The organism is Bacillus weihaiensis (assembly GCF_001889165.1).
Taxonomy (GTDB): Bacteria; Bacillota; Bacilli; order Bacillales; family Bacillaceae; genus Metabacillus; species Metabacillus weihaiensis.
Genome location: NZ_CP016020.1, coordinates 136,663 through 163,435 on the forward strand (window position 1 = coordinate 136,663; position 26,773 = coordinate 163,435).

The window sequence follows — 26,773 nt, forward strand, 5'->3', positions numbered from 1 at the left end:
GGCACCTTTTACACTCCAAATAGAGAACTGATGAAGCTTTTTCTACGGTTTTTAGGTGCCTTGTTTTGATCGTAGACTAGCCGTGGATCTTTTTTGACATCACGCTTTTGATTCGTCTCAAGCTCAGTAATTCTATTTTCGAGTTTTTGGATAGTGGAAACAAGCTCGTCCATTTCCCTTCGATGCTGAAGGAGCTGATAGGATACGACGTCATCCGCCTTGTTCCTCACTTTGCGATCTAGTTCCTCTAATTTTCCTTCTATTGTATTTAATGTATGTGCGTCGATGGCTGGCATGCGTTGGACTGACCCCTTTCGAGTGCTAGTAGATTGTATAGACTCTGTTTTTTGCTGAATTTGTTTTAATTGCTCAATATCTTCTTGTGTAAATTGATAATGTCCCTGTTCATTCTTCTCTAACTGTAAGTCTTGTTGATTAACCCATCTCATTAATGTCCTCCGTGAAACACCAAGTAACTTTGCGACAGCTGCTGTACTCATCTTTCATCCTCCCCCAATGTATAAAGTACAAAATCAAACTGCTAAGGCTCTTACATCATCCAAAACGAAACAATTATGAGAATCTCTATGTGTACGTTTTCGACCTTAAAAGCTCGTTCCCTTCACGTTAGACAAAACAAGTAGGGATTCGGCAAAGAAAGTGGGTGTTTTACATTTTCTGCCTGGAAGTGTCGATATACGTTATGCTTCGTACAATTCTAATGGCAACCCATCTGGATCCTGAAAGAAGGTAAATTTCTTATCTGTAAATGGATCGACTCTAACGTCCTCTACCTCTATCCCTTTAGCCTGTAATTCCTGCTTAGCTGCTTCTACATTTTCTACTTGAAAGGCAAGATGTCTTAGACCAGCTGCCTCTGGATGAGTAGGGCGTTCAGGTGGATCTGGGAATGAAAAAAGCTCAATTTGGTATGTATCATCAACGATCAAATCGAGTTTGTAGGAATTCCTTTCTTTTCGATACACTTCTGAAACAATTTTTAAACCTAAAATGTCGGTGTAAAAATGCTTTGAAACTTCATAGTTCGAGCAAATAATTGCCACGTGGTGAATGTTCATAATCTTCAATGTAGATAACCTCATTTCTTGTTTGTAGGAGTCACTGGCTACATTATCATAGTACTTGTACACTTCTTTTTTTCCATTCTTTAAATAGTTTTTGATCTTCTTCCATTTTACTTTAAATAGACCATAAATTGATGTCAATTTGCTTTTGACGGGGTACGTGACCTATACTATAATTAAAACGTTATGCATGAAAATAGAGGTGACATGTATGTTAGATCGTTTAGAATCGGTAGAACACCGTTATGAAAAACTTAATCAGCTTTTAATGGATCCAGATATTATTAGTGATTCAAAAAAGCTGCGTGAATATTCAAAAGAGCAATCAGATTTGCAAGAAACAGTTGAAGCGTATCGAGAATATAAAGAAGTTCGTGAGCAAATCTCCGATACAAAATCAATGCTTGAGGAAAAACTTGATGCAGAAATGCGTGAAATGGCAAAAGAAGAGCTTTCAGAGTTAGAAGATCGTGAAGAGGAATTAACAGCAAGATTGAAAATTTTATTAGTACCAAAAGATCCTAACGATGACAAAAACGTTATTATGGAAATCCGTGGAGCAGCTGGTGGGGAAGAGGCGGCATTGTTTGCTTCGAATTTGTATCGTATGTACAGTCGTTTTGCAGAAGTTCAAGGCTGGAAAACAGAAGTAATGGAAGCAAATGCAACCGGTACTGGTGGATATAAAGAAATCATCTTTATGATTAACGGAAAAGGCGCCTATTCTAAATTGAAATTTGAAAACGGTGCCCACCGAGTCCAGCGTGTACCTGAAACAGAATCAGGTGGACGTATTCATACATCCACTGCAACGGTAGCGGTTTTACCTGAAGCGGAGGAAGTAGAAGTAGAGATCCATGAGAAGGATATTCGTGTGGATACATTTGCTTCCAGTGGACCAGGTGGACAGAGTGTTAATACGACGATGTCGGCTGTAAGGTTAACGCATTTACCGACAGGAACTGTTGTATCGTGTCAGGATGAAAAGTCTCAAATCAAGAATAAAGAAAAAGCAATGAAGGTCCTTCGTGCTCGTGTTTATGATAAGTTCCAACAAGAGGCACAAGCGGAATATGACCAAAATCGTAAGCTTGCAGTAGGTACTGGTGACCGCTCTGAGCGTATTCGTACCTATAACTTCCCGCAAAATCGTGTAACAGATCACCGCATTGGATTAACCATCCAAAAGCTAGATCAAATTTTAGAAGGTAAGCTTGATGAAGTGGTTGATGCGCTAATTGTAGAGGATCAATCAAGCCGTCTTCAAGCTGCGGAAGAGTAAGAGAAGATGAAGTACATTTTTGAAGCCCTAAATTGGGCTTCTTCTTTTTTAAAGGAAGCGGGAAGAGATGAAAATGCAGGAGAGCTCCTTTTACGACATCAGGTAAACATGGAGCGTTCAACATTACTATCTAATTTGAGAATGGTTCTCTCAGATGAGCAAATTTTAGCATTTGAAAAAAGTGTAAAGGCACATGTAGATGGTGTGCCCGTTCAACACTTAATTGGATATGAAGAATTTTACGGGCGTCGTTTCAAAGTTAATAAAGAAGTGCTTATCCCACGACCAGAGACGGAGGAGCTTGTTGAGGGTATCCTTGTGAGGGCAAGGGATTTATTTAAAGGGCAAGATCAAATAGAGCTTGTCGATATTGGTACTGGTAGTGGAGCTATTGCGATTACACTCTCTCTAGAAAACCATAGCTTTGTTGTACGTGCTGTAGACATTGCGGCTGAATCGATAGAGGTCGCGCGCGAAAATGCGACTCTCTTAGGTGCGGACGTAGAATTTTTACATGGAGATTTACTAGAGCCTATTACCTATCAGAAAGTGGCTACTGGACGTAAAATTGATATTTTAGTCTCTAATCCACCCTACATTCCGGATTGGGAAATTGAAACACTCTCAACCGTTGTAAAGGATTATGAACCGCTTCGTGCTCTAGCAGGTGGAGAGGATGGCTTAGATTTCTATAGAAGGATTATTACCGATATGAAAGAGGTAGTAAACCCAACCGCTCTTATTGCATTTGAGATCGGAGCAGGTCAAGGAGAAGATGTGAAACATCTTCTTCAACAAGCCTTTCCAGAAGCAGAGGTTGAAATTGCCTACGACATAAATGGCAAAGACCGAATGGTGTTCGGTGTGTTGGATAGCAGAAACTAGGTGAGTTTGGTGAGTTTGGTGCCAGACCCCCAGTGCGGTGGCGTGTTAACGTGTTGGGGGACAGGCACTCTTTTTAGGTGCCAGACCCCCGCTTAATTAAAGCATTAACGCGGTGGGGGCCAGGCACCACTATAAATCTATTTTAAAAAATTTTAAATTTCATAGTTTAGGATTCTCTTACGCTGACCATAATGGGTACCAAGACCAAGGAAATAAGGGAAGCGGGAGAGGATATCTATGAAAAAACAACAGTTAGCACTTTTATATATCATTCTATTATTTGCAGGAGCTATTACAAATGTGTACAAGGCACCTTTAGTAACGAACGCAGAGGAGCCTGTTGTCATTCCGGATGAAGCCATTCGTTTGCGAATTCTAGCAAATAGTGATTCTGATGAAGATCAAGCATTAAAGAGAAAAGTACGTGATGAGGTTAATAAGGAAATCACAAAATGGGTGGCAGAATTAACGTCAGTAGAAGCAGCACGTGAGCTTATTCAATCTAGATTACCTGAGATTGAAGCGATTGTTGAAGAAGTGTTAATCCAAGAAAACAAGCAACAAACCTATTCAGTTGATTTTGACAATGTGAGCTTTCCAACAAAGCTGTATGGCAACTTTATTTACCCAGCAGGTGAGTATGAAGCCATTTTGATTAGTTTAGGTGAAGCGAAGGGTGCAAATTGGTGGTGTGTTCTTTTCCCTCCACTATGTTTCTTGGATTTCTCAAATGGAGAAGCAGTAAAAGCAGCAGAGAGTCAAGAAGACCAAGACACAATGGGAAATAGTACGACTAAAACAAACGAAGAAACAGCTTCATTAGTAATCGATGAGGAAGAAGAAGGAGAAGAAGTAGAAGTGAAGTTTTTCTTAGTAGAATGGTTCACAGGGTTATTCTCTTAAGTGATGCCTGGCACCACTTAGAAAAAGTAAAACAGATCTTCACTTTTTTTGAATAGAAATAGATTTCATCTCATAGAGTTGTAGTAAAGATAAAAAAATGAGGTGGAGTCATTGTTCTTTCAATTAAAGGTTGCAGAAATAAATGATGTGAATAGACTAGTAGAGTTTGTAGAAAAGGCTGGTGTCAGCTCTCTTGGATTAGAAGAAAGCTACGACTGTTTTGTTCTAATGGAAAACGGCGATCGAGAGGTCGTTGCATGCATTGGGGTTGAACCTGTAGGGAAATACGGGTTATTACGTTCTTTAGTTGTTTCGGACAAGCTAAAACAAGCCCATATTCTCACACTTTTCCAAAGCATACAAACTCTTTCTGAACAAAAAGGAATTCATGACTTATATTTAGTTACAAATCGTGAAGCATCTGTGCATTTTTTAGAATTAATGGGGTTTGTGGAAACGGATCAACAAACAATTCCACAGGAGTTACTCACATTAAAGCATCTAAGTGGATCATTAGAAGAAGATCATGTAAAAATCATGGTAAAGTCAGCCTAATATCCACAAAGTTACCCACAATTATGACAACCTTATCCACAAATTGTGGATAAGGCTTGTTTTCTTTCTCCCCATCTTTTATACTTTCAAGAAGCAAAATGTCTACAAATCCCGAGGAATGTAGAAAAATCGGTCGGAAAATAAGGAGATAATGACGAATGAAGACGAAAATTTGGACTGTGGAAAATTCGGATAAGTTATCCACGAGTTATCCACATTTATCACAGGCAGCAGCTTTGCTAAAAGAAAACGAGGTTGTTGCTTTTCCTACAGAGACAGTTTACGGATTAGGAGCAAATGCATGTTCAGATGTAGCAGTAAAAAAAATATTTGAAGCAAAAGGAAGACCTAGTGATAATCCACTCATTGTCCATATTGCCAGTGTAGATAAACTAGAGGAAATTGTATCTCATATACCTAATTCAGCGTATAAATTAATCGAGTCTTTTTGGCCGGGGCCCCTTACATTAGTGTTGGAAAAACAAGATAAAACACTATCCACATTTGTAACAGCTGGTCTTGATACAGTTGCTGTTCGCATGCCTGACCATCCAGTGGCTTTGGAGATTATTTCCCGTTCGGAAGTACCGATTGCTGCGCCTAGTGCGAATCGTTCTGGCAAACCAAGCCCTACTCAAGCTTCACATGTCTACCACGATCTTAATGGGAGAATCGCAGGAATAGTGGATGGAGGATCAACCGGAGTAGGAGTAGAATCAACAGTTGTGGATTGTACATCGGATATTCCTACAATTTTGAGACCAGGCGGTATTACAAAGGAGCAGCTTGAGGCAGTAATCGGGCAAGTTGAAGTTGACAAGGCACTTGTGGATGAAGAGCAGGCACCAAAGTCCCCAGGAATGAAATATACACACTATGCTCCAAATGCTCCTGTTATTGTGGTACAAGGAGACGATGCTTTTTTTCAAGATGTTATTAAACAACACGAACAAGAGGGAAGAAAAGTAGGTGTGCTAGCAACGAAAGAAGGAAAAACAGTTTTAAAGGCGAATAAAATAATTGAATGCGGAAGCCGAAGTGATCTTCATACAGTGGCACGTGATTTATATGATGTATTACGCGCTTTTGATCAAGAAGATGTAGACCTTATCTTAAGTGAAAGTTTTCCACAGGATGGAGTCGGTGAGGCGGTTATGAACCGACTTCTAAAAGCGGCCGGAAACCAAGTCATTTCTCAAAAAAAATAACAAGTGTTCTATCCAAAATTGGACGTGCATATGGTTAATGTAGGCGTGTCCGAGGAGGGGGAGCATGGATATTCAATCACTTTTGGGAGAACTTGTTACATTAATCATTATGGCATTAGCTCTAGGAATGGATGCATTTTCCGTTGGTCTTGGGATGGGCTTAATCAAATTAAGACTGCGGCAAATTTTTTACATTGGTGTGACTATCGGTGTATTTCATATATGGATGCCACTTGTCGGAATGCTCATTGGCCGTTTACTAAGTGACACATTTGGTACGATCGCTACGCTATTAGGAGGAGGACTCCTTATTTTATTGGGTGTGCAAATGATTTTTGCATCCTTTAAAAAAGGAGATGATCCTTTAATTACACCAGTTGGATTTGGACTCATTGTGTTTGCACTTAGCGTAAGTCTTGATAGTTTTTCTGTAGGGTTAAGCTTAGGTATATATGGAACGAAAACCTTATTAACTGTTACGATTTTTGGCTTAGTAAGTATGGTCCTAACTTGGCTTGGTCTACTTGTTGGGAAGAAGGTGCAAGCCTGGTTGGGCTCCTATAGTGAAGCTTTAGGTGGAAGTATTTTATTAGCGTTTGGACTTAAATTATTATTTCCATTTTAGCAAGAAGGAGAGGGTGATGGTCACGCCTCTCCTTCTTAGTATCTATTCAATGGGTATGAAAAGAGGGGAAACCATGTTAGAAAAAATTACTGTTGATATCCCAGCATTTAACGAAAAAAGAGATGTAACCATCTACTTGCCATCTTCTTATACAAAAGAGACAACGAAGCGTTATGAGGTTCTCTATTTTCAGGATGGACAAAATGTATTCCATGATCACGAAGCCTTTCAAGGTGTATCGTTAGACCTAAAATCCTATTTAGATAAAAATGAGTTTGAACTCATTGTTGTTGCGATTGATGTAAATAGTGATGAGCGATTACATCACTATTGTCCGTGGGAAAATGGAGAGTGGAGTCGGGAGGTTTTTGGTCTAACAGAAACAACAGGTGGAAAAGGCCACTCTTATGTAGAGTTTCTTGTAAATAGTCTAAAGCCTCTTATAGATAACAAGTATCGAACAATAAAGACGAAAAGCTCAATAGCGGGGATTTCCTTAGGCGGAGCTATTTCTGTTTACGCTGCAGGACTTTACCCGCATATTTTTCCAAAGGTTGCTGGGATATCTACTGCTTTTTATCGGAATCAAGAAAAATTCGAAGAGTTTCTAAAGGGTACTGATTTATCCGGAATTGAAAAACTGTACTTAGACTGTGGTACAAAAGAAGCGAAGGATAATGAAGGAATAAACGCTGCCTTTTTAGAATCAAATCAACGTATGTTTTCTATTTTGAAAGAGAAACTAGTAGATTATCAATTTCCTATCATTGATGAGGGGATACACCAGTATGCAGATTTTAAAAAGCGTATCCCAGCCATATTCAACTATTTATATAGCTCATAAAAGAGGTGCACCTCTCAGACTGTAGACAAACTCGAGTGAAATTCGGGCTCGCCTACAGTCTTTTATTTTGGCCTGAGGTAAAAGTGGTTCCGGGCTAAGCAAGATAGCTAACTGGAATGGGAGGGTGCAGTTAAAGGATCAAAAAAGTCGATCCTGGGTGTCCTTTTAATAAAACAAGTCAAATCAGAGAAAAAGGGTTCGGAATGTGACCATTCCAAGCCCTTTTCTCTACAACCTGAGAAGTGCTTTGATACACCTCTTCTTTTACACTTTTTGTAAAAAAGTCATCTCGTATGATGTTTTTACAGCCTCTTGATCAATTGCATGACCAATTAAAATAATGATAGGGCTTTGCATCTTTGAACCAGTGGTTACTTCCTCTAAAAATAGCTTTCTGGAAGCGTATTGAAACGAGTAGGTGGTAGTATCCTCTTTAAATTGGACAATTCCCTTCCCTCGAAATACATCCTCTGGCAAGCTTCTAAGCCACTTTTCAAATGTTTTTCTTTCAAATTTAGGTAAATCAACAAGCTTGACCGCATTAATGGTACCGTGATTCACATGATTATGAGTACATGTATCATCTGTAGAACAGCCACATGTTGATTGTTTTTCCTCGTTTAATAAATCAACTGTTCTGAGCCTCTGCATCAAAAGCTCATCTCCATCAATTTTCCCGTATGAAGTAGGTAATATTGAGATTCCTTGAGGCACTTGCTTGCGAATTTGTGCTGTAATTTTGTCGAGTTTTCTGTCGGAAACTAAGTCAGCTTTATTTAATAAAATAAGGGAGGCGCTAGTGATTTGATCCTTTAAAAGTGTGCGGATTTCCTTAGAGCTTGAAAAGATACTTTGGTATTCAAGATAATGACTAGCGTCTACTAAACTAATAATTGATTGTATTGAAAATGTATCAATATAAGCTGGTGTCGCAAGGGCTTCAACGATTTCAGTTGGATTTGCAACGCCAGTTCCTTCTATTACTAAAACATCTACTGGATTTTCTACGAACTGTTGTAGGGTTGCTTTTAGATCATCCTGTATCGAGCAACAAATGCAACCGTTTAGGAGTTCAACCATCTGTTCGTTTTCAAATAAATGATTTTCTACATTTGTATCCCCGAGCTCATTTAAGATAATTCCAAGTTTGTTTCCACGATTTTTGCTTTCTTCAACTATTCTCTTTAGGACAGTTGTTTTTCCACTTCCCAAGAATCCGCTAAGGATATAAACAGAGATTGACATGAAAAAGCCTCCTGACTTTACCGTAATTAAATAGGAATCATTACGATTATAAAGGGTTTATGTGTAATTCGACAAGTATTTATTCGAAATTTACAAAAAATTTACACAAACTACAAAAAAGGGAAAAGATTCCTTAATATTCGCCACTTAATATTATAACGGTGTAGCAAATATGAAATAGGGAGGAATTAGGTCGTGGTAGTAAAAAGAGGTATTACGAAGAAGCTAGTAACTCTTGGTGTTCTATCAACGCTAATTATTGGTAGTTTCACAGGCTTAAACAAGGAAACGATGAAGGCTAAAGCAGAAGAAACACCAGAAATTAAAAACATCATCTTTTTAATTGGAGATGGAATGGGTCCTTCAACGGTCGCAGCGCACCGTTATATGAAGGATGATCCTTCAACAAAGATGATGGAGCTAACGGCATTTGATGAACATTTAGTAGGGATGCAGACTACATACCCAGATGATCCAACACAAAATATTACAGACTCTGCATCTGCTGCAACAGCAATGGCATCAGGAATTAAAACATACAATAACGCAATCGGAATGGATAATGATAAAAATATCTATGAAACTGTATTGGAGCAAGCAAAAGAAGACGGCAAAGCAACAGGCTTAGTTGCAACTTCTGAGGTAACGCATGCGACACCAGCCTCCTATGGAGCTCATGATGAAAGTCGCCGAAACATGGATGCAATTGCAAATGATTATTTCGATGAATTAGTAAATGGCCATCATAAAATAGACGTTATTCTAGGTGGAGGATCAAAAAACTTCATTCCTGAAGATGGGCGAGGTGATGACCGTAATCTTGCTGAAGAGTTTAAAAACAGTGGCTACAGTTTTGTAACATCGAAAGAAGAACTAATGAATGATGAGAATGAGCAAGTGTTAGGGTTATTTGCTACAGGTGGTTTACCAAAAATGATAGACCGTCCTGAATCTGTTCCTTCATTAGAAGATATGACAACTGCAGCGATTGATCGTTTAAAGCAGGACGAGCAAGGCTTCTTCTTAATGATTGAAGGAAGTCAAATTGACTGGGCAGAGCATGACAATGATGTTGTCGGTACGATGAGTGAAATGGAAGACTTCGAACGCGCGTTTAGTGCAGCAATTGACTTTGCCGAAAAGGATGGTCATACACTTGTTGTTACAACAGCAGACCATGCTACAGGTGGTTTATCTTTAGGATCAAATACGAAGGCAAAACCAAGTGGTGATTACAACTTCCATGTAGGTCCAATTCAAGCGTTCAATAAGACACCAGACTTTATTGCGGCAGAAATTGCTTCAGCTGGGACAAATGCGGATGTAGAAGCAATCATGCAAGCGCATATTGATTCAAGCTTCTATAGCAAGATTACTAATGAACAAATTAATACTGTAAAAGAGGCTGTTAAATCAGGAAATCCATATGCCATTGATGATGCAATTGAAAATATAGTAGACGAGCATTCAGTAACAGGTTGGACAACTGGTGGACACACTGGAGAAGACGTACCTGTTTATGCATTCGGTCCTCAAAAAGAGCGTTTTGAAGGTCTGATTGATAATACGGATCAAGCAAAAATTATTTTTGATCTTTTAGAACAAAATAAGATGCCTGAAACAGAAACACCAGGTGACGGAGAAACACCGGGTGATGGAGAAGAAACGCCAGGTGACGGAGAAGAAACACCGGGTGATGGAGAAGAAACACCGGGTGATGGAGAAGAAACACCAGGTGATGGAGAAGAAACACCGGGTGATGGAGAAGAAACACCAGGTGATGGAGAAGAAACACCGGGTGATGGAGAAGAAACACCAGGTGATGGAGAAGAGGCTCCAGGTGACGAAGAGGAAGCACCGGGTGACGGAGAAGGAACACCAGGTGAACAACCTCAGCAAAAAGAAATAGCTGTTGAGATTAAGAATGGAAAGGCAACAATTAGCACTGAGGATTTAAAGGCAGTTGATGAGAATTCAACCATCACGATTGATTTAGGTGAAGAGTATAAAGTCGAGCTTAGTTTGAATGAAGAACAAGTAAAGCTATTAAAAGAAAAAGGGATTGCGCTTAAAGTCATGAATAAGGATATGAGCGTTAATATCCCTTCTGAGAATCTTCCAGATGGTGACGTGAAAGTAAACATTGAACGAATGAAGGATATAAATGAAGCTTTAAGTGCCATTTATGATTTCACTATCTCTTCAGGTGACGAGGTAATCCATACGTTTAAAGCTCCAGTTACATTAGAGTTTAACGTGACAGGTGAAGTAGACAATAGTGAAGATGTGAAGATGTTCTACTTTAACGAAGAAGATGAGAAGTGGGAATTGATTGGCGGATCTTATCATGCTGGAAAAGTAACAGCGGAAACTAAGCACTTTAGTTCTTTTGCTGTCTTTGAGCTAGAAATGGACAACGCAAAGGATGTTGAAGATTTAAATCATCTTCCTGCTACAGAAGGTGGATACGGCTTACCAGATACTGCGACAAACTCTTTTAACCTTTTAATTGGTGGTTTTATGATTTTACTTGCTGGTGGAGGAATTGTTCTTTATCAAAGAAGAAAAGCTAAAGCGGAAAATTAATCTTTGAGAATGACTAGAGTACTAGAGAAGGTTGTACTTGTTTAGAACCTCAAGGAAGGTTGATTGTAACAATAGGAGGGGAGAACTACCTAAAGTTGCAATCAACTATAGTAGCACTCTAATTTTAAAATCAAGTGTTTAAGAGTCGCAGTTAATAAATTAGTAGGAGGGAATAGAATGGTTTTTAAACGTTCAATAACGAAGAAGATCGTGACAGCTGCTGTCCTTTCTTCAGTTGTAGTCGGTAGTTTCGCAAGCTTAAATCAAGATGCTGCTAAAGCTGAAAATGAATCAGGAACAAAAGTGAAAAATGTGATTTTCCTCATTGGAGATGGGATGGGGCCATCAACAGTTGCTGCTCATCGTTATATGAAAGACGATCCGAATACGAAAACAATGGAAGCTTTAGAATTTGATAAGTATCTAGTAGGAATGCAAACAACCTATCCAGATGATCCAGCACAAAATATTACAGATTCTGCTTCTGCTGCCACTGCGATGGCATCAGGTATTAAGACGTATAACAATGCAATTGGAATGGATAACGACAAAACAATTTATAAAACGGTTCTTGAGAAAGCAAAAGAAGATGGTATGGCGACAGGGTTAATTGCAACATCTGAAATAACCCATGCAACGCCAGCTTCCTATGGTGCTCATGATGAAAGTCGTCAAAACATGGATGCCATTGCGGATGATTATTATAAAGAACTAGTGAATGGTGAGCATAAAGTCGATGTCTTGCTTGGTGGAGGCTCCAAGAACTTTATCCCTGAGCATGGACGCAAAAATCCAGGGAACTTAGCAGAAATGTTCGTGGAGGATGGCTATAGCTATGTTACGAACAAAGAAGAGCTAATGAACGATCAAAACAACCAGGTTTTAGGTTTGTTTGCAACAGGTGGTCTTCCAAAGATGATTGATCGTGATGAGAGTATTCCTTCATTAGAAGAGATGACAACGGCTGCAATTGAGCGTTTAGATGATAATGAAAAGGGCTTCTTCTTAATGATCGAAGGAAGTCAAATCGATTGGGCAGAGCATGACAATGATATTGTTGGGACAATGAGTGAAATGGAAGATTTCGAGCGTGCTTTTAAAGCAGCGATTGACTTTGCGAAAAAAGACGGTGAAACATTGGTCGTGACAACTGCTGATCACGCGACAGGTGGTCTATCATTAGGATCAAATACAAAGGCTAATCCTAGCGGAGATTACAATTTCCATATTAGTCCAATTACAGCGTTTAAGAAAACACCTGATTATATTGCAGCAGAAATCGGTGCAGCTGGTCAATCGGCTGATGTAGAAGGCATTATGAAAAAATATATCGACTCTAGTCTTTATAGCAAAATTACAGCTGAACAGTTCCAAACAGTAAAGAATGCTTTAAGTACAAATAACCCTTACAAAATTGACGATGCTATAGAAGATATTGTTGATGAGCATTCAGTAACAGGTTGGACTACAGGTGGGCATACGGGTGAAGAGGTTCCTGTTTATGCATTTGGTCCTGAAAAAAATCGTTTTAAAGGACTTATTGATAACACAGACCAAGCACACATTATCTTTAATTTACTTGAAGAAAATAAATAGTAGTAGAAAAGTAGAGAGCTATAAATGTAGCTTTCTACTTTTTCTCCTTATCCTCTTCCTATTTTCCTCATCTTCACCTCATTAGATAGGCAGAATTCTTAAAAAAGGGGTTTTTCGTATGAAAACGGCATTAGTTAAACAATCAAAAGAGATAATTGGTTTAGCTTTAGTGGCTATATTTATTTATTTCTTTATCTTTTGGGATTATAAAACGTTTCAGGATCAATTCACACTACCGAAGGAATGGTTAAACCTAAACACCATTTTTTTAAGTATTGTCATTGAAGCGATTCCTTTTATCTTATTAGGTGTATTTGTTTCCTCACTGATACAAGTGTTTGTAACGGAGGAAATGGTAAAGAAATCAATTCCTAAGAATATGATTGTGGCTGTGATACCTGCGGCTCTACTTGGCATCATCTTTCCAGTTTGTGAATGCGCTATTGTACCGGTTGCAAGAAGATTGATTAAAAAGGGTATGCCCCTTCATGTTGCGTTTGTCTTTTTAGCGGCAGCTCCAATCTTAAATCCAGTAGTTGCAGCATCAACTTATTTTGCTTTTCAAACGAACCCTAGCATGTTGGTAGGTCGTATGGTATTAGCTTTCATTGTAGCGATTATTATTGGGTTAGTGATTTATCTGGTATTCAAAAATAGTGATCAATTAAAGGTCACAAAGGAAGAACTAGTAGGGGCGCAAGAACAGGGTCCTCAAACTCTAAAGGTGAATAAATTAAAAGCTACTTTGTATCATGCTAGTGATGAGTTTTTTGATATGGGGAAGTATCTGATCATTGGTGCGTTTATTGCCAGCTTATTTCAAACCTTCTTAGACCGAAGCATACTAGTCACTGTTGGTTCAAATGAATTTACATCACCGATAGTTTTAATGATATTTGCCTTTGTGGTATCTCTTTGCTCTGAAGCGGATGCGTTTGTTGCTGCTTCATTAGGAAGTACATTTGCTCCAGGAGCTCTCTTGGCTTTCTTAGTATATGGGCCGATGCTAGATATGAAGAATACGATTCTTTTGTTTGGCTACTTTAAAACAAAATTTGTATTAGCGTTTATGTTTATTGTTACAGTTGCGGTATATGCTGGTGTCATTCTTTATCAAATGTTTGTCATGTAAACGAGGAGGTATAAAATGGAACAATCAAATGATTTAAGCTTTCAAAAATATATTCGTGGAATAATTTTAGTAGGATTTACATTGCTACTTGTTAAGCTCATTATATCTGGAGATATTACGAATTTTATTGCACCGAAAATGCTTCCGTTTGTTTATTTTGCAACAGGTACATTTCTCATTTTAGGGATTTTACAGATTTGGAGAAGTGATTCAAAGCAGGATTTGGATATTTATTGTGATTGTGGACTTGATCATAGCGGTAAGAAATCGCCTATTAAATCAATCTTAGTCTATTCATTGTTCTTATTTCCTGTCTTAACGGGTTTTATGTTTCCAGAAGTTGTTCTAGATAGCTCGGTTATTGCTAAAAGGGGTATTAATCTAGGGGCTGCTGATACTCAGGTTCAAGCATCTAGCCAGGATACAGCCGTTACTGCTTCTGCAGATGGAAAGAGTGATGGAGCAACCACCGCTTCTCCTACAAACGAGCCTAAAACACTCGATGAACTCTATTTAGAAGGATTACTAAAGAAGGATAAAATCGAAATAACAAATGCAGAATATACAAAAATCATAGATTATATTGAACGCAATCTTGATCAGTTTATCGGAAAAGAAGTACAATTAACAGGCTTTGTATATCGTGAGCCAGAATTTGAAGCAAATCAAATGGCTATTTCTCGTTTTACAGTTTCTTGTTGTGTAGCAGATCTTCAGGTTATCGGAACAATGGCTACTGGGGAAGAGGCCACCCAATTAAAAAATGATGAGTGGGTAACAGTAACAGGGACAATTGAAAAAGGAGAAAGTTATGGAAAAGAAATACCTTCTATTACGATCAGTTCATTAGAAAAGATTGAAGCACCTGAGGATCCGTATATTTACATTTATTAAGTTTCAGAGGGTTACCCTATTTTAATAGTGTATTGCCTATAAAGAGAGTGACTCAAAAGGTTGGTAAATAACGACCTTTTGAGCACTCTTTCTTTTTTGTGTGCAGAACCAAATAAGTAGGGTTTTTTAATGAAAAAGAAGTATTCCTGCCCCGTATTGGTATCCAATCTTCTCTTTTTCTTTATGTCTTTTTGTTACTTTCTACATTTTTTGAAGTGATGGGCAACGTAAATAAGCCCCAATCAATCGTTTTTCTTGAAGGTAAGCACTTAAAAAACGTCTGAACTGTACTCTATGCGAAAAAATGCCTCGTCTAGACTTTGTTCTTTGTGGATTAGACAAGGTATACTATAATGGTTTGTTAAGAATAGCTGTTCATTTACTTGGAATAGGGGTATGGGTTTGGCAGAATATAAGTCTCCATACTACGTTAATTTGCGTTTTACACGCTGTACGAAAGTTCGAAAAAAAGAAACAATACTCGACTATTTACGTACGCTTTTTCATTTATAATAAGACAAAAGGAGTTTTTTTATGACAAATGTACTATTTGTATGCACAGGAAATACATGTAGAAGTCCTATGGCAGAAGCGCTCTTTCGCCATTTATGTGACATAGACTCAGTTGATGTAAGATCAGCAGGTGTTTTTGCAGTAGATGGAAGTAATGCCTCACATCATGCAATAGAAGCATTAAAGGAAAAGGGCATTGAATGTATACACCAGTCCTCTAGTTTAACGAATGAGCTTGTCGAATGGGCGACAGTTATTCTCACTATGACTAACAATCATAAACAAGCGGTAATTGATCTTTATCCTCATGTAGGCAGAAAAACCTTCACATTATCCGAATATGTAGGAGAGGAGAATGGGGAAAAACGAGATATTTCAGATCCGTTTGGAGGAACATTAGCCATGTATCGTCAAACGTTATCTGATTTACAAGAACTTATCCAACAGCTAGTGAAAAAGCTACAAAAATAAATAAGGATGATAGATAGTATTTATAGAGAGTATCTATATCTTGGGGGACGAAAGTATGGGCAATAAAAAGAAATATACGTTCAGTTTGCGTTTGAAACTAGTCATTTTCACAACAACACTCGCTTTCATTACATATTCAACGAGTGCGTTTTTTATCTATTTTTTAGTTCATTATGCAGATCATCTTGTTCCTCCGCAAATTTTTACATTAGTGACACTGTTAATGGGAATTTTTTGGTCAGGGGTTTTAGCATACTTCGGTGCAGGGTTTATTACACGTGCTTTGAAGAAATTAGAAGTAGTGGCATATAAAGCTGCGGATGGACATATTAACGAAGATGTAGAGGTAACCAAAAGTGATGATGAAATTAGAGGGTTAAGTCTAGCTTTTAATCAAATGCTCCATAATATGAGAGACATGGTGAAAAGCATCGAGTCAAATTTTTATGCCACGAATGAACAGGTAAGTCAAATTGCGACTGCTTCAAGCAATGCTTCTAAGCAAGCAGAGGATATTTCTTTAACGGTAAATGAAATTTCTCGTGGTGCAGACCAGTCAGCTATGTCAATTCAAGAAACGGCAGCATCCGTAGAGGATATCATTGCGTTTGCAACACAGGTAGAGGACAAGGCCTCTTCATCAGAATCAATGTCAAAACAAATGGTAGCTTCTTTAGATGAAAGTAAGAAAGTGTATGAAACATTAATAAAGGGAATTCAGACATTAGCAGAAGAGAACCAGCAATCTATGATAGCTGTTCGAAGATTAGAAGAGCATGCGAATGAGGTATCTACAATTGTTTCCCTTGTTGGAGATATTGCTAACCAAACAAATCTTCTTGCCTTAAATGCCTCCATAGAAGCAGCAAGAGCTGGTGAACATGGTAAAGGGTTTGCGGTCGTAGCAGAGGAAGTAAGGAAGCTTGCAGATGAAAGCGCAAGAGCTGTTCAAGGTATAAGTGGATTGATTCAAAACATTCAGCAAGAGGTACAAAATGTAGTCGGGCAGATTGCAGAACAGGTCGAAACAGCAAAACATCAAGCTGAAAACGGCCAAACCTCTGCTAAAATGCTTGAAGAAACAACCAATTCAATAGTAAGTGTGGCAGCTGCTGTTAATCAAATTAGTGAACTAGTTCATCAACAAATGGATTCCTTACACAAGACAGGGGCTCAATCGCAGGAGGTTGCAGCTATTGCTCAACAAACTTCTGCTGGAGCTCACGAGGTAGCAGCGGCAATCAATGACCAAACAACAAATATTCACCAAATTAATCAATTAGGAAAGCAGCTTGCAGAGAGTGCAGACCATCTAAGAAAAACCATTGATCGTTTCGATTTATAAGTTTCTTTCTTAAGAGGTTGGGTCAAACTCAATCATTTTTTTAAAAGACGAACGATTATCGTTTGACACAATGTTACTTATTAATATGTTGTGGTGGATGAACCAGTACGTTCCATTCCGCTGCATCCACTTGCTTTCCGCGGGGAGGAAGCTGAGCCTCCTCGGCTACGCCTGTGGGGTCTCACCCTTTCCTCTACCTCCCGCCGGAGTCAAGTGTCTTCCGCTCCATTACACTAGCAATTAACAATCGTATGCATAAATAATAAATGTAGTGACTAAGAATAAAAACCGAACGATATGGGAGATTTTCATTAACATATCACCTGAAAATTCGGGTTTCTCATTAACTGAACACTTAGGTCTCAGCATATTTTTCATTATAAGAAGAAATATAGTATGATTAAGGAAAGTAGTTTTTCGTCTAGATTGTTGCTTTCGGAAAAATTCCAGTTGCCGGATTTTTCCCTTGTACAAGGTTCTTACGTATGAATGATACTATTTTTAAAAATTCATCTGAAATAGCAACAATGTTTAAGAGAAGGACCTTAAAGAAACATCTTATATTTTAGGAGGATATCTATGAAGGTAGCTGTTGCATCTGACCACGGCGGAATAAATATTCGAAAAGAAATCATTTCTTTACTTGAAGAGTTACATATTGAATTTGAAGACATGGGGTGTGAGTGTGAAACCTCAGTTGACTATCCAGATTACGCGCTACCTGTAGCAAAACGAGTAGCAAGTGGTGAATTCGATCGAGGCATTTTAATTTGTGGTACAGGGATTGGAATGAGTATTGCAGCAAACAAAGTAAAAGGGATTCGATGTGCGTTGGTTCACGATACATTTAGTGCTAAAGCAACGCGTGAACATAACGATAGTAATATGCTTGCAATGGGTGAACGTGTAATCGGACCAGGATTAGCGAGGGAAATTGCTCAAGTATGGCTAACAACTGAATATGAAGGTGGACGTCATGCAAATCGTATCGGAAAAATTACGGAATACGAAAATAACGAGAACTAAAGGAAGTCGAAAACATGACAAATTTACATTTGTGGAAGCAGAATTTGCAAACGTTATTGGCGGAATTTCAGGAGCAAGCAAACTTAAGTAAAGACGATCTCCTCGTCATTGGTTGTAGCACAAGTGAAGTGATAGGTGAAAGAATTGGGACTTCGGGAACAGATGAGGTAGCTGAAATGATCTTTAAAGAACTATCTCACCTAAAAGAAGAGACAGGCATCCAACTCGCTTTTCAATGCTGCGAACATTTAAATCGTGCACTCGTTATAGAAAAGAAAGCTGCCAATGCCTATGAAAAAGTTACGGTTATTCCTGTTCGTAAGGCAGGTGGAGCTATGGCAACTTATGCTTTTCAACATATGGAAGAACCAGTAGTTGTTGAACACATTAAGGCGGATGCTGGAATTGATATTGGTGACACGTTTATTGGCATGCATTTAAAGCATGTTGCGGTTCCACTTAGAAGTAAAATTAAATCAATCGGTGAAGCGCATGTTACAATGGCGAAAACAAGACCAAAGCTTATCGGTGGCGCCAGGGCTATTTATGAGCATACCCATGAAAATACATCTTGTCATTAATACTGAGAGAGGAGGGTGACTCAAAAGGTTGTTAAATAACGACCTTTTGAGCACCTTTTCTTTATCTTTCGTGTAGAAACAAATAATTAGGCTTTTTTAATAAAAAGGCTCTGTTAAAGGTAAATGTTGATATTTGATACCTGCTCGAATACTTGATATAATCAATATAAGAACAAACATTCGATGTAGGATTCAAGGTGAGCAAAGCGTTTAGCAACTTGTTAAAGTATCTCGACAAATTACCACATACAAAAAAAGAGCAAGTATATCAGTGGGTTAAACGCTATGTTGAGCCAACATCCTCTGTTGGTGGTCGTTTTCAACCACAAGTGTATGTTTCTGTAGGAACATTCGATTTTGATTCAATTGAAACCAATACTACTTTCAACCGTATTAACGATAAGATAGATATAAGGAGCTGATTGAATGCTTAGTGAAATATTACAAACCTTAATTACACTATGGGGAGGTAAAGATAGTCACCCTACAGAAGAAACGACTAACCAAAATTTAAAAATCCTTAGAAACGAACAATGGTTTAAACCGCTGTTTTCTGAGCATACTGAACTTTTTGTAAAAAATAGGGAGTTGCGATATTTTATTGGGGCTACTAAACCCCAAGAGATTATTAGTAACCCAAAAAAGAAACAGAGATTCGAGGAAGACTTAAAACATTTGATAAATCTCATAGAAAAAAAACACAAATAAAACAAATGGAAAAGTCTTAGTGAACTATGGAAACATTTGTTTAACAACGGGAAACCTCTTAAATATGGGTATCCCATTGTTATGATAAAAAATCAACATTAAAATATAACAGAGCCAATAAAAAAAGAGGGATTCCTTCCCCTTATAGGTTTCCAATTTCCTCTTTTTCTTTCGTTCTTTTATTGTTTTCTGCATTTTTTTACAGTTATGTGCAACGCAAAGAAGCCCCCATTCAATCGTATTTTTTTTGAGGCCACGCATTGAAAAGCGTCTGAACTGCTGATTATGTTTTATTTGTCCAAATACCCTTTCTATATCACATTTTCGTTAGCTATATAATTTTCATCCTTTTTCACTCTGAAGACGTTCACGAATTTTTTTTCGTATTTTTCTGTCGCTTTTCTCCAAACAAATGTATATTGATTTGCATTTGCTTCTATCTTAGTCCCATCAACAAAATAGTGCTCTAGCTTTATCAATCCTTTTTCACGTAGTAACTCTACAATTGAAAAGAAGACTTGATAGATAATGTCTTTCATACGATCAGATTGAAACCGATTGATCGTTCGAAAATCAGGAGTTTGACTACCCGATTTTTTTGTTGTTTAATTATTCTTTAAAAAAGACGGTTTTCGTAGGGGTTTTGCTTCTGTGAATACAATTTTAGATCGATAGTGGAATGGAACGTCCCGGTTTTTACGTTAACTGAATTAAAAAGATAAAAGTATGAAAAGAGGCTAACCCAAGGTCTAAAATCTAGACTTTTGGATCAGCCTCTTTTTCTGTTATAAAGGGGAATGTAATCAGGTAGGTCAGTTAGTGGTCCATACGGAGTGAATTCATCTAATTTTGGTAAAAAATTGTCCAATTCTGCGGTGAACAGCTCAACTCTCGCAAAAAAAAGCGACGATTCGACAAGGAGCAGTGACCGAACCTTTTGACAAACCATTCAAATCTATCGAAAACTCAACGTTTTTAGTTGACATTCACACGTAAAATGATGAAAATAGAGGTTATAAATACAATAAACTTTAAAAAACGAACACAATTTGACTAAGTGCACTTGAATGTTCGTTTTTTAACCGTATACAACCTAAGAATATGAAAAAAGTTTAAAAAATACTAGAAAAACTTTTACATTCAACGTTATATCCGTGTACAATATAGATGGAAATAGACGTCATAAAAAAGTGTAAAATGAACATATCCTACTAAACGGTTACGAATGAAGGGAGATTCAACTAATGAAACATTTACCAGAACAAGATGCAAAGATCTTTGATGCGATTGAGCTAGAACGTAAACGTCAAGAAACAAAAATTGAATTAATTGCTTCTGAGAACTTTGTGAGTGAAGCAGTAATGGAAGCACAAGGGTCTGTATTAACGAATAAATATGCTGAAGGTTATCCAGGTCGTCGTTATTACGGTGGCTGTGAGCATGTTGATGTAGTAGAGGACATTGCGCGCGACCGTGCAAAAGAAATTTTCGGTGCAGAATATGTTAATGTTCAGCCACACTCTGGTGCACAAGCGAACATGGGTGTTTATTTCTCTATCCTTGAGCAAGGTGATACGGTGCTAGGAATGAACTTATCTCATGGTGGTCATTTAACACACGGTAGCCCTGTTAACTTCAGCGGTGTTCAATACAATTTCGTTGAGTATGGTGTTGATGAAGAAACGCATCGTATTAACTATGAAGATGTAGCAGAAAAAGCAAGACTTCATAAGCCAAAGCTAATCGTAGCTGGAGCAAGTGCATACCCAAGAGCAATTGACTTCAAGAAGTTCCGTGAAATCGCAGACGAAGTAGGTGCGTATTTCATGGTAGATATGGCGCATATTGCTGGGCTTGTTGCTGCAGGTCTCCATGAAAACCCAGTTCCATATGCGGACTTTGTCACAACGACAACACACAAAACGTTACGTGGACCTCGTGGGGGTATGATTCTTTGTAAAGAAGAGTTCGGTAAAAAAATTGATAAGTCTATCTTCCCTGGAATTCAAGGTGGCCCGTTAATGCATGTGATTGCTGCAAAAGCTGTTTCATTCGGTGAAGCCCTTCAAGATAGCTTTAAAGTGTATGCACAAAACATCATCGATAATGCAAAGCGATTAGCTGAAAAGCTTCAGTCTGAAGGCTTAACTCTTGTTTCTGGTGGAACTGACAATCACCTTTTATTAGTAGATGTACGTTCACTTGGAATCACTGGTAAAGTGGCAGAGCATGTTCTTGACGAAATCGGTGTAACTGTTAACAAAAATACAATTCCATTTGAAACAGAAAGTCCATTTGTAACAAGTGGTATTCGAATTGGAACTGCCGCTGTCACAAGCCGTGGGTTTGGTTCAGAAGAGATGGATGAGATCGGAAGCATTATCGCTTTTGCTCTTAAAAATCATGAAGACACTACTAAGCTTGAGGAAGCAAAGCAACGTGTTGAAGCATTAACAAGTAAGTTCCCTTTATATCGTAACCTGTAAAAAATATGAGCCAGATTTCTACTTTTAGGAATCTGGCTTTTTAGCGTAATTTGTCATTTAACACAACTAAACAAAAGTAGTTAAAACATCTTGAATCCTTGATATTACTGTGGTTGAGATGTTTTTTATTAGAGAAAAAACAAAAGATAAGTGTTATTAACATGTCTAAAAGAAGAGAAGTAGCGGATTCTATTCATAACTCTATCTTCATCAATCGGACCATATTGTTGTGCGAAATATTTCTAACTCAAATTGAGGATAGTCTACATTACTCAAGTAAAGGTTAGACAATTCAATACGGAATTGAAGGGTTATATAGATGGGTCAAATGATAGAGCAACGTCTTGAAGGGCTCTCCCTTAGTCGAATAGAACTTGATTTAGTAAGGATAAAAGTGTTATAAGCTTGATGAAAAGGTGTTAGAATTTACCGTAACAGTATTTAGGCTGACGAAAATCTACCCGATGGGGTGTTGTAAATCATAATGCTTGGGCTTAATGAATATGGTGAGAATGCAATAATTCTACGAGAATAAAAGAGTAAGTTGACGAACTTCTGAAGGTAAGGACCTAAACTGTTGAGTTATATCTACTATTAAATAAACTTAGGTGCTTCCTGTAGACCTGTTAATGATGTCTTTTTGATCCGAATACTTCATTAGGAATGCGTTATAGGCTGCTAATAATGTCATATAATGTGGTTCCTTTTTTATATCAAAATCCCTTATGGGGTAATACCAGTCAGATAAAGACTTATAAAATAGCAATTATTTTATTTGCATACTACTATATTTTACATTTTTTCGGGTTTTTTAGGAGGTCGACATATGAAGTGGATGGGTTAAATATTAGTGGATTACCATTTGATTTTGAGTTATTAGAATATCAATTTTATTTGTCTGTTTTTGAAGGTGAACAGAAGTTACACATGTACTTTGCATATAGCACCTTATTATTTAAAAACAGGAAACAATAGAGACACACTTGCAACAGACTATATTCAGACGTTTGAACAATTAATAGAGAATCCAGATATTACTCTTAAAGAGGTTCAACTAGATAACTTAGAAAAGATGTATCACAAAAAATAGAGGGGGGACAGGATTGAAAAGATTATCTATCTTATTCGTGTTGCTAATAGTACTAATGGGTGGAAGCTACTACACTTTACGGTTAGAGAATATGACGGATTGGTTAACCATTACCATAACATTGGCAATGATTACAGTTGGTCCAACACTAATTTACTTTTTAATTCTCAGACCAAGGTCGATGCCAAAACTATGGGTTTATCTCTCGCTTCTAGCATGTTTATGGGCTGCATACCTGATAATTCCATCATCACAAAGAGGTTATTTAAACACAATGCTATTTTGGCTTCTGCCTATAATAGAAATTAGTGTGATATTAATTGTGGTTTATGGGATAGTCAAAGGTGTTCGTGGGTATCGATCAATACAATCAGATGAAAAACACAACTTTCTAGAAGTAGTGGAGATTGCACTTGAACCAAAACTAGGAAGAGGCTTTGTTTTACATGCAGTTTTAACAGAACTAAGTGTTATTTATTATTCCATTTTTATATGGTTTAAAAAGCCAAGTATCAATTCAAATGGTATTTTTACGTATCATAAGAATTCACAAATTAAATCAATTGTTATTTTATGTTCTATATTAATTTTTGTAGAGGGAGTGCTGTTTCATTTTCTTCTTCAAATGTGGAGTGAAATTATTGCTTGGATTTTTACCGTCCTAAATGTTTACGGTTTGCTCTATATAATAGGGTTATATAATTCAGTAAAGTTTTTGCCACATGTTATTGGGGAGAATTATTTAATTATACGTCTGGGATATCAGAGTGGTATTAAAGTGGAAATTAACAATATAGAAAGTATCCAAACTGCGAAAGCAAGTAGCATCACGGATAAGGTATCCAAGGACACGTATTACTCATTGTTAAAGATAGATTCACCTCAATATGAAATTATTTTAAAAGAACCTGCTTTAATGAAAAGTTCCTATGGAAAGACAACCTATGTCAATTCGGTTGTATTTAGAGCGGATAACCCGAAGGAACTTATGGAATCTATTAAGAACATTCAAATGTCTGATTCAAATAATAGGGTGGAGGAACATTTATAATAGATACAAATCTATTTTCACCCTACAAATAAGCGAAAATTCCTACATCGAAGACCTATAATTCATAGGAAGAATTTCACACTCTTGCGATCCTGTTGCAGGAGTCAATATGACTATAGTTGAATTCCGAGCAATCAAGGGTATCAAAGCTGGTGATTACATTACGATGGACTATGAAACGGCGGAAGAAATCTTATATCAGAAGTTTTCATGCTTATGCAATAGTTTCAATTGTAGAGGAATAATCGTAGGAAAAGCAAAAATTTAGTATGGTTTGGTCATCAAGTACATGAAGGAATAAAAAATAATAATTGGAAGGTGTTGAATTATGTATAAATGTGTTAAATATGAAGGAAAACAATATTATGGGAAGCAAATGTTATTACATCTAACAGAATGTAATGATAGTTTTGCGAATAATTCTCTTAATTAAACTTGAAACTAACGTTGTTTTTCTGTAAAATCTATTGAAGTGTCTAAGAAAAGGAGATGTTTTGATGGGGAAAGTATATGTGTTTGATCATCCATTAATTCAGCATAAACTTACATATATTCGTGATGCAAAAACAGGTACGAAAGAATTTCGTGAGCTTGTAGATGAAGTAGCTAGTTTAATGGCATTTGAAATTACAAGAGATCTACCTTTAATGGAAGTAGATGTTGATACACCTGTCACAACAGCAAAGTCAAAGGTTTTAGCAGGGAAGAAATTAGGGATTATTCCAATTCTTCGTGCTGGCTTAGGTATGGTTGATGGAATTTTAAAGCTTATACCAGCCGCTAAAGTTGGACATGTTGGTCTGTATCGTGACCCAAAAACTCTTCAACCGGTTGAATATTACGTGAAGCTTCCATCTGATGTTGAGGAGCGTGACTTTATCGTTGTCGATCCTATGCTTGCTACAGGTGGATCTGCTGTAGAGGCGATTAACAGCTTAAAGAAACGCGGTGCAAAAAACATTAAGTTTATGTGCCTAATTGCAGCACCAGAGGGTGTGGATGTAGTAAAGGAAGCTCATCCTGATGTTGATATTTTTATTGCTGCATTGGATGAAAAGCTAAATGACCACGGATATATCGTTCCAGGATTGGGCGATGCCGGAGATCGTTTGTACGGAACAAAATAAGATTGAAAAGAAAACTTCTAGGGAGGAGTTTTCTTTTTTTTGTCTTGAATAGTAGAATACGGACCCTTATATCTATTTCCAGTCTGTAGTACCCCTTTTGGTACCAAAGAATCATCGAGGCACTGAGTGGGTGATTAAGCTATTTTTTCTAAATTGACAACTCTTTTAACCAAAATGGTAAAAAGTCTGTTATACTATAAGGAACATAGCGAACAGAGGGGAGAAACGAAAAAATGAAAAATGAGTGGAAGTTATTGGTGGAGATTTTTTTCTCCTTTTTAAAGATCGGACCGGTTACGTTTGGTGGTGGTTATGCAATGATTCCACTAATAGAGAGAGAAGTGGTTTCACGTAAGAAATGGGTGAAAGTCGAAGATGTAACAGATGTTTTTGCAGTAGCAGGATCGGTGCCTGGCGCTATCGCTATTAATTCAGCTACATTTATCGGCTATCGTATTGCCGGAATAAAAGGGGCTATAGCTGCAATGCTTGGAGTAATGCTTCCCACATTTTTCATTGTTATATTGTTAAGTATTTCGTTTCTCATGTTTAAAGATAATCCGAAAATAGAAGCGGCCTTTGAAGGAATCCGCCCAGCGATCGTCGCGTTAATCGCAGTTGCTGCGTTTAAAATTGGTAAAAGTGCGATCATCGATAGAACTACATTCATGACGGCTGGAGTGACAGTGTTGCTCTTGTTCGTTCTAAATGTTCACCCTATATTAACGATTGTATGTGGTGCGACTGTAGGAATTGTTTTAGTGAAAGTGAAAGAGAAATTAGGGTATGCGGTAAAGCTAGAAAACCAACAGGAAGAAAGCTATCAAAGCCCTGATTATTACCTTGGTTCAGGTATTTAAAACACGGGGGTGAGAAAATGGTTTTGTGGGATTTATTTAAGACTTTTTTTATCATTGGTTCTATCTCCTTTGGTGGCGGTTATGCGATGATTCCGGTTATCGAAGCAGAAGTCTCAAGACATGGATGGATGACAACGCAGCAATTTACAGATGTAATTGCTGTCGCGGGAATGTCTCCAGGACCTATTGCTACAAATAGTGCAATCTTTGTGGGCTATCAAACCGCCGGAATGCCGGGAGCGATTGTTTCTGCGTTAGGAATGCTAATCCCACCACTAATCATAATCTTACTTGTTGCCACCTTTTTTTATAAAGGAAATAAAAATAAAACCGTACAAGCTGCTTTTTATGGATTACGTCCTGTTATCGTCGGCTTAATTGTTTATGCAGCAATCAAGTTTGCGTTATCAAATCAAATGATTGGCGATTTTTCTTATCATACAGCTAGTTTAGTAGCAATCTGTTTGTTATCATTCTTAGCATTAACACGTTTTCGAATGCACCCTATATTTGTCATTATTCTCTCAGGACTTGTTGGAGTAACCCTCTATTCTTAAATGGTATCGGAATCAGTCTATATAGTTAAATAGAATAGGAAGTAAAAAGTTGAAGCTAATCCATTCAACGTGAATAACCTACTCTAATGAGAGACGTTGTTGTATTCAAAATACGGCA

The 26,773-nt window shown here is 37.6% G+C and carries 26 protein-coding genes and 3 pseudogenes; 24 read left to right on the plus strand and 5 right to left on the minus strand.

What is annotated here, in order from left to right; all coding sequences use genetic code 11:
- Positions 1-8 precede the first annotated feature (8 nt).
- Entirely contained in the window at positions 9-500 is a 492-nt protein-coding gene (locus A9C19_RS00610; protein WP_072578153.1) for a MerR family transcriptional regulator, read from the minus strand.
- Positions 501-701: 201 nt separating this feature from the next.
- A complete protein-coding gene (gene gloA2 / locus A9C19_RS00615; protein ID WP_233499220.1) occupies positions 702-1,088 on the minus strand; it encodes an SMU1112c/YaeR family gloxylase I-like metalloprotein in 387 nt (128 codons plus the stop codon).
- Between the two features lie 208 nt (positions 1,089-1,296).
- Between gloA2 and prfA the strand changes: the two genes are divergently transcribed.
- From prfA to A9C19_RS00650, 7 genes are all read left to right on the plus strand, one after another.
- The gene (gene prfA / locus A9C19_RS00620) at positions 1,297-2,367 is read left to right on the plus strand and encodes a peptide chain release factor 1 (RefSeq protein ID WP_072578154.1); all 1,071 of its coding nucleotides are present in this window, start codon (positions 1,297-1,299) and stop codon (positions 2,365-2,367) included.
- Positions 2,368-2,373: 6 nt separating this feature from the next.
- Positions 2,374-3,252 carry a peptide chain release factor N(5)-glutamine methyltransferase gene (gene prmC / locus A9C19_RS00625; RefSeq protein WP_072578155.1) on the plus strand — a complete coding sequence of 293 codons (879 nt, stop codon included), beginning with the start codon at positions 2,374-2,376 and terminating at the stop codon, positions 3,250-3,252.
- Positions 3,253-3,489: 237 nt separating this feature from the next.
- Positions 3,490-4,155 carry a stage II sporulation protein R gene (spoIIR, locus tag A9C19_RS00630; RefSeq protein WP_072578156.1) on the plus strand — a complete coding sequence of 222 codons (666 nt, stop codon included), beginning with the start codon at positions 3,490-3,492 and terminating at the stop codon, positions 4,153-4,155.
- A gap of 111 nt (positions 4,156-4,266) precedes the next feature.
- On the plus strand, positions 4,267-4,710 hold the full coding sequence (locus A9C19_RS00635; protein WP_072578157.1) for a GNAT family N-acetyltransferase: 444 nt from the start codon (positions 4,267-4,269) through the stop codon (positions 4,708-4,710).
- Between the two features lie 158 nt (positions 4,711-4,868).
- A complete protein-coding gene (locus A9C19_RS00640; protein ID WP_072578158.1) occupies positions 4,869-5,918 on the plus strand; it encodes an L-threonylcarbamoyladenylate synthase in 1,050 nt (349 codons plus the stop codon).
- Between the two features lie 64 nt (positions 5,919-5,982).
- Positions 5,983-6,543: a manganese efflux pump MntP gene (locus tag A9C19_RS00645; RefSeq protein ID WP_072578159.1), complete on the plus strand. Its 561-nt coding sequence runs from the start codon at positions 5,983-5,985 to the stop codon at positions 6,541-6,543.
- A gap of 73 nt (positions 6,544-6,616) precedes the next feature.
- On the plus strand, positions 6,617-7,387 hold the full coding sequence (locus A9C19_RS00650) for an alpha/beta hydrolase (RefSeq protein WP_072581682.1): 771 nt from the start codon (positions 6,617-6,619) through the stop codon (positions 7,385-7,387).
- A gap of 264 nt (positions 7,388-7,651) precedes the next feature.
- Here the strand turns inward: A9C19_RS00650 and A9C19_RS00655 are convergent, their stop codons facing one another.
- Entirely contained in the window at positions 7,652-8,632 is a 981-nt protein-coding gene (locus A9C19_RS00655; protein ID WP_072578160.1) for a CobW family GTP-binding protein, read from the minus strand.
- A 195-nt stretch (positions 8,633-8,827) separates the two neighbouring features.
- Between A9C19_RS00655 and A9C19_RS22165 the strand changes: the two are divergent.
- The 11 genes and pseudogenes from A9C19_RS22165 to A9C19_RS00705 form a co-directional block, all read left to right on the plus strand.
- Positions 8,828-10,243 (plus strand): annotated as a pseudogene (locus tag A9C19_RS22165) (alkaline phosphatase); the annotation flags it as partial.
- Positions 10,244-11,041: 798 nt separating this feature from the next.
- Entirely contained in the window at positions 11,042-11,218 is a 177-nt protein-coding gene (locus A9C19_RS22170; RefSeq protein ID WP_233499308.1) for an LPXTG cell wall anchor domain-containing protein, read from the plus strand.
- 177 nt (positions 11,219-11,395) lie between these two features.
- Complete coding sequence (locus A9C19_RS00665) at positions 11,396-12,814, plus strand: alkaline phosphatase (RefSeq protein ID WP_072578162.1); 1,419 nt, start codon at positions 11,396-11,398, stop codon at positions 12,812-12,814.
- A gap of 118 nt (positions 12,815-12,932) precedes the next feature.
- On the plus strand, positions 12,933-13,946 hold the full coding sequence (locus tag A9C19_RS00670) for a permease (RefSeq protein ID WP_072578163.1): 1,014 nt from the start codon (positions 12,933-12,935) through the stop codon (positions 13,944-13,946).
- 15 nt (positions 13,947-13,961) lie between these two features.
- Positions 13,962-14,840 carry a TIGR03943 family putative permease subunit gene (locus A9C19_RS00675; protein ID WP_072578164.1) on the plus strand — a complete coding sequence of 293 codons (879 nt, stop codon included), beginning with the start codon at positions 13,962-13,964 and terminating at the stop codon, positions 14,838-14,840.
- A 534-nt stretch (positions 14,841-15,374) separates the two neighbouring features.
- A complete protein-coding gene (locus A9C19_RS00680) occupies positions 15,375-15,824 on the plus strand; it encodes a low molecular weight protein arginine phosphatase (protein ID WP_072578165.1) in 450 nt (149 codons plus the stop codon).
- Between the two features lie 55 nt (positions 15,825-15,879).
- Complete coding sequence (locus tag A9C19_RS00685) at positions 15,880-17,169, plus strand: methyl-accepting chemotaxis protein (protein ID WP_072578166.1); 1,290 nt, start codon at positions 15,880-15,882, stop codon at positions 17,167-17,169.
- Between the two features lie 579 nt (positions 17,170-17,748).
- On the plus strand, positions 17,749-18,195 hold the full coding sequence (gene rpiB / locus A9C19_RS00690) for a ribose 5-phosphate isomerase B (protein ID WP_072578167.1): 447 nt from the start codon (positions 17,749-17,751) through the stop codon (positions 18,193-18,195).
- A 14-nt stretch (positions 18,196-18,209) separates the two neighbouring features.
- Positions 18,210-18,776 carry a TIGR01440 family protein gene (locus tag A9C19_RS00695; RefSeq protein ID WP_072578168.1) on the plus strand — a complete coding sequence of 189 codons (567 nt, stop codon included), beginning with the start codon at positions 18,210-18,212 and terminating at the stop codon, positions 18,774-18,776.
- A 197-nt stretch (positions 18,777-18,973) separates the two neighbouring features.
- Positions 18,974-19,093: pseudogene (locus tag A9C19_RS21430) on the plus strand (IS1595 family transposase); the annotation flags it as partial.
- A gap of 109 nt (positions 19,094-19,202) precedes the next feature.
- Positions 19,203-19,484 carry a hypothetical protein gene (locus A9C19_RS00705; RefSeq protein WP_072578170.1) on the plus strand — a complete coding sequence of 94 codons (282 nt, stop codon included), beginning with the start codon at positions 19,203-19,205 and terminating at the stop codon, positions 19,482-19,484.
- A 24-nt stretch (positions 19,485-19,508) separates the two neighbouring features.
- Here A9C19_RS00705 and A9C19_RS22655 read toward each other — a convergent pair whose 3' ends face one another.
- Positions 19,509-19,799 carry a transposase gene (locus tag A9C19_RS22655; RefSeq protein ID WP_083584239.1) on the minus strand — a complete coding sequence of 97 codons (291 nt, stop codon included), beginning with the start codon at positions 19,797-19,799 and terminating at the stop codon, positions 19,509-19,511.
- Between the two features lie 59 nt (positions 19,800-19,858).
- Positions 19,859-20,077 (minus strand): annotated as a pseudogene (locus A9C19_RS00715) (transposase); the annotation flags it as partial.
- Positions 20,078-20,728: 651 nt separating this feature from the next.
- Between A9C19_RS00715 and glyA the strand changes: the two are divergent.
- The 6 genes from glyA (at position 20,729) to A9C19_RS00740 (ending at position 26,655) form a co-directional block, all read left to right on the plus strand.
- Positions 20,729-21,970, plus strand: a complete 1,242-nt coding sequence (gene glyA / locus A9C19_RS00720; protein ID WP_072578173.1) for a serine hydroxymethyltransferase — start codon at positions 20,729-20,731, stop codon at positions 21,968-21,970.
- An 831-nt stretch (positions 21,971-22,801) separates the two neighbouring features.
- A complete protein-coding gene (locus A9C19_RS21615; RefSeq protein WP_158515035.1) occupies positions 22,802-22,945 on the plus strand; it encodes a hypothetical protein in 144 nt (47 codons plus the stop codon).
- A 128-nt stretch (positions 22,946-23,073) separates the two neighbouring features.
- Positions 23,074-24,111: a hypothetical protein gene (locus tag A9C19_RS00725; RefSeq protein ID WP_072578174.1), complete on the plus strand. Its 1,038-nt coding sequence runs from the start codon at positions 23,074-23,076 to the stop codon at positions 24,109-24,111.
- Between the two features lie 497 nt (positions 24,112-24,608).
- The gene (upp, locus tag A9C19_RS00730; RefSeq protein ID WP_072578175.1) at positions 24,609-25,238 is read left to right on the plus strand and encodes a uracil phosphoribosyltransferase; all 630 of its coding nucleotides are present in this window, start codon (positions 24,609-24,611) and stop codon (positions 25,236-25,238) included.
- A 233-nt stretch (positions 25,239-25,471) separates the two neighbouring features.
- Positions 25,472-26,098: a chromate transporter gene (locus A9C19_RS00735; RefSeq protein WP_072578176.1), complete on the plus strand. Its 627-nt coding sequence runs from the start codon at positions 25,472-25,474 to the stop codon at positions 26,096-26,098.
- A 17-nt stretch (positions 26,099-26,115) separates the two neighbouring features.
- Positions 26,116-26,655, plus strand: a complete 540-nt coding sequence (locus A9C19_RS00740; protein ID WP_072578177.1) for a chromate transporter — start codon at positions 26,116-26,118, stop codon at positions 26,653-26,655.
- The last annotated feature ends 118 nt before the right edge of the window (positions 26,656-26,773 follow it).

Coding starts and splice junctions, on each gene's coding strand:
- A9C19_RS00610 (WP_072578153.1), bottom strand. CDS start 500: ATGAGTACAGCAGCTGTCGCAAAGTTACTTGGTGTTTCACGGAGGACA.
- prfA (WP_072578154.1), top strand. CDS start 1,297: ATGTTAGATCGTTTAGAATCGGTAGAACACCGTTATGAAAAACTTAAT.
- prmC (WP_072578155.1), top strand. CDS start 2,374: ATGAAGTACATTTTTGAAGCCCTAAATTGGGCTTCTTCTTTTTTAAAG.
- spoIIR (WP_072578156.1), top strand. CDS start 3,490: ATGAAAAAACAACAGTTAGCACTTTTATATATCATTCTATTATTTGCA.
- A9C19_RS00640 (WP_072578158.1), top strand. CDS start 4,869: ATGAAGACGAAAATTTGGACTGTGGAAAATTCGGATAAGTTATCCACG.
- A9C19_RS00645 (WP_072578159.1), top strand. CDS start 5,983: ATGGATATTCAATCACTTTTGGGAGAACTTGTTACATTAATCATTATG.
- A9C19_RS00650 (WP_072581682.1), top strand. CDS start 6,617: ATGTTAGAAAAAATTACTGTTGATATCCCAGCATTTAACGAAAAAAGA.
- A9C19_RS00655 (WP_072578160.1), bottom strand. CDS start 8,632: ATGTCAATCTCTGTTTATATCCTTAGCGGATTCTTGGGAAGTGGAAAA.
- A9C19_RS22170 (WP_233499308.1), top strand. CDS start 11,042: ATGGACAACGCAAAGGATGTTGAAGATTTAAATCATCTTCCTGCTACA.
- A9C19_RS00665 (WP_072578162.1), top strand. CDS start 11,396: ATGGTTTTTAAACGTTCAATAACGAAGAAGATCGTGACAGCTGCTGTC.
- A9C19_RS00670 (WP_072578163.1), top strand. CDS start 12,933: ATGAAAACGGCATTAGTTAAACAATCAAAAGAGATAATTGGTTTAGCT.
- A9C19_RS00675 (WP_072578164.1), top strand. CDS start 13,962: ATGGAACAATCAAATGATTTAAGCTTTCAAAAATATATTCGTGGAATA.
- A9C19_RS00680 (WP_072578165.1), top strand. CDS start 15,375: ATGACAAATGTACTATTTGTATGCACAGGAAATACATGTAGAAGTCCT.
- A9C19_RS00685 (WP_072578166.1), top strand. CDS start 15,880: ATGGGCAATAAAAAGAAATATACGTTCAGTTTGCGTTTGAAACTAGTC.
- rpiB (WP_072578167.1), top strand. CDS start 17,749: ATGAAGGTAGCTGTTGCATCTGACCACGGCGGAATAAATATTCGAAAA.
- A9C19_RS00695 (WP_072578168.1), top strand. CDS start 18,210: ATGACAAATTTACATTTGTGGAAGCAGAATTTGCAAACGTTATTGGCG.
- A9C19_RS00705 (WP_072578170.1), top strand. CDS start 19,203: ATGCTTAGTGAAATATTACAAACCTTAATTACACTATGGGGAGGTAAA.
- glyA (WP_072578173.1), top strand. CDS start 20,729: ATGAAACATTTACCAGAACAAGATGCAAAGATCTTTGATGCGATTGAG.
- upp (WP_072578175.1), top strand. CDS start 24,609: ATGGGGAAAGTATATGTGTTTGATCATCCATTAATTCAGCATAAACTT.
- A9C19_RS00735 (WP_072578176.1), top strand. CDS start 25,472: ATGAAAAATGAGTGGAAGTTATTGGTGGAGATTTTTTTCTCCTTTTTA.
- A9C19_RS00740 (WP_072578177.1), top strand. CDS start 26,116: ATGGTTTTGTGGGATTTATTTAAGACTTTTTTTATCATTGGTTCTATC.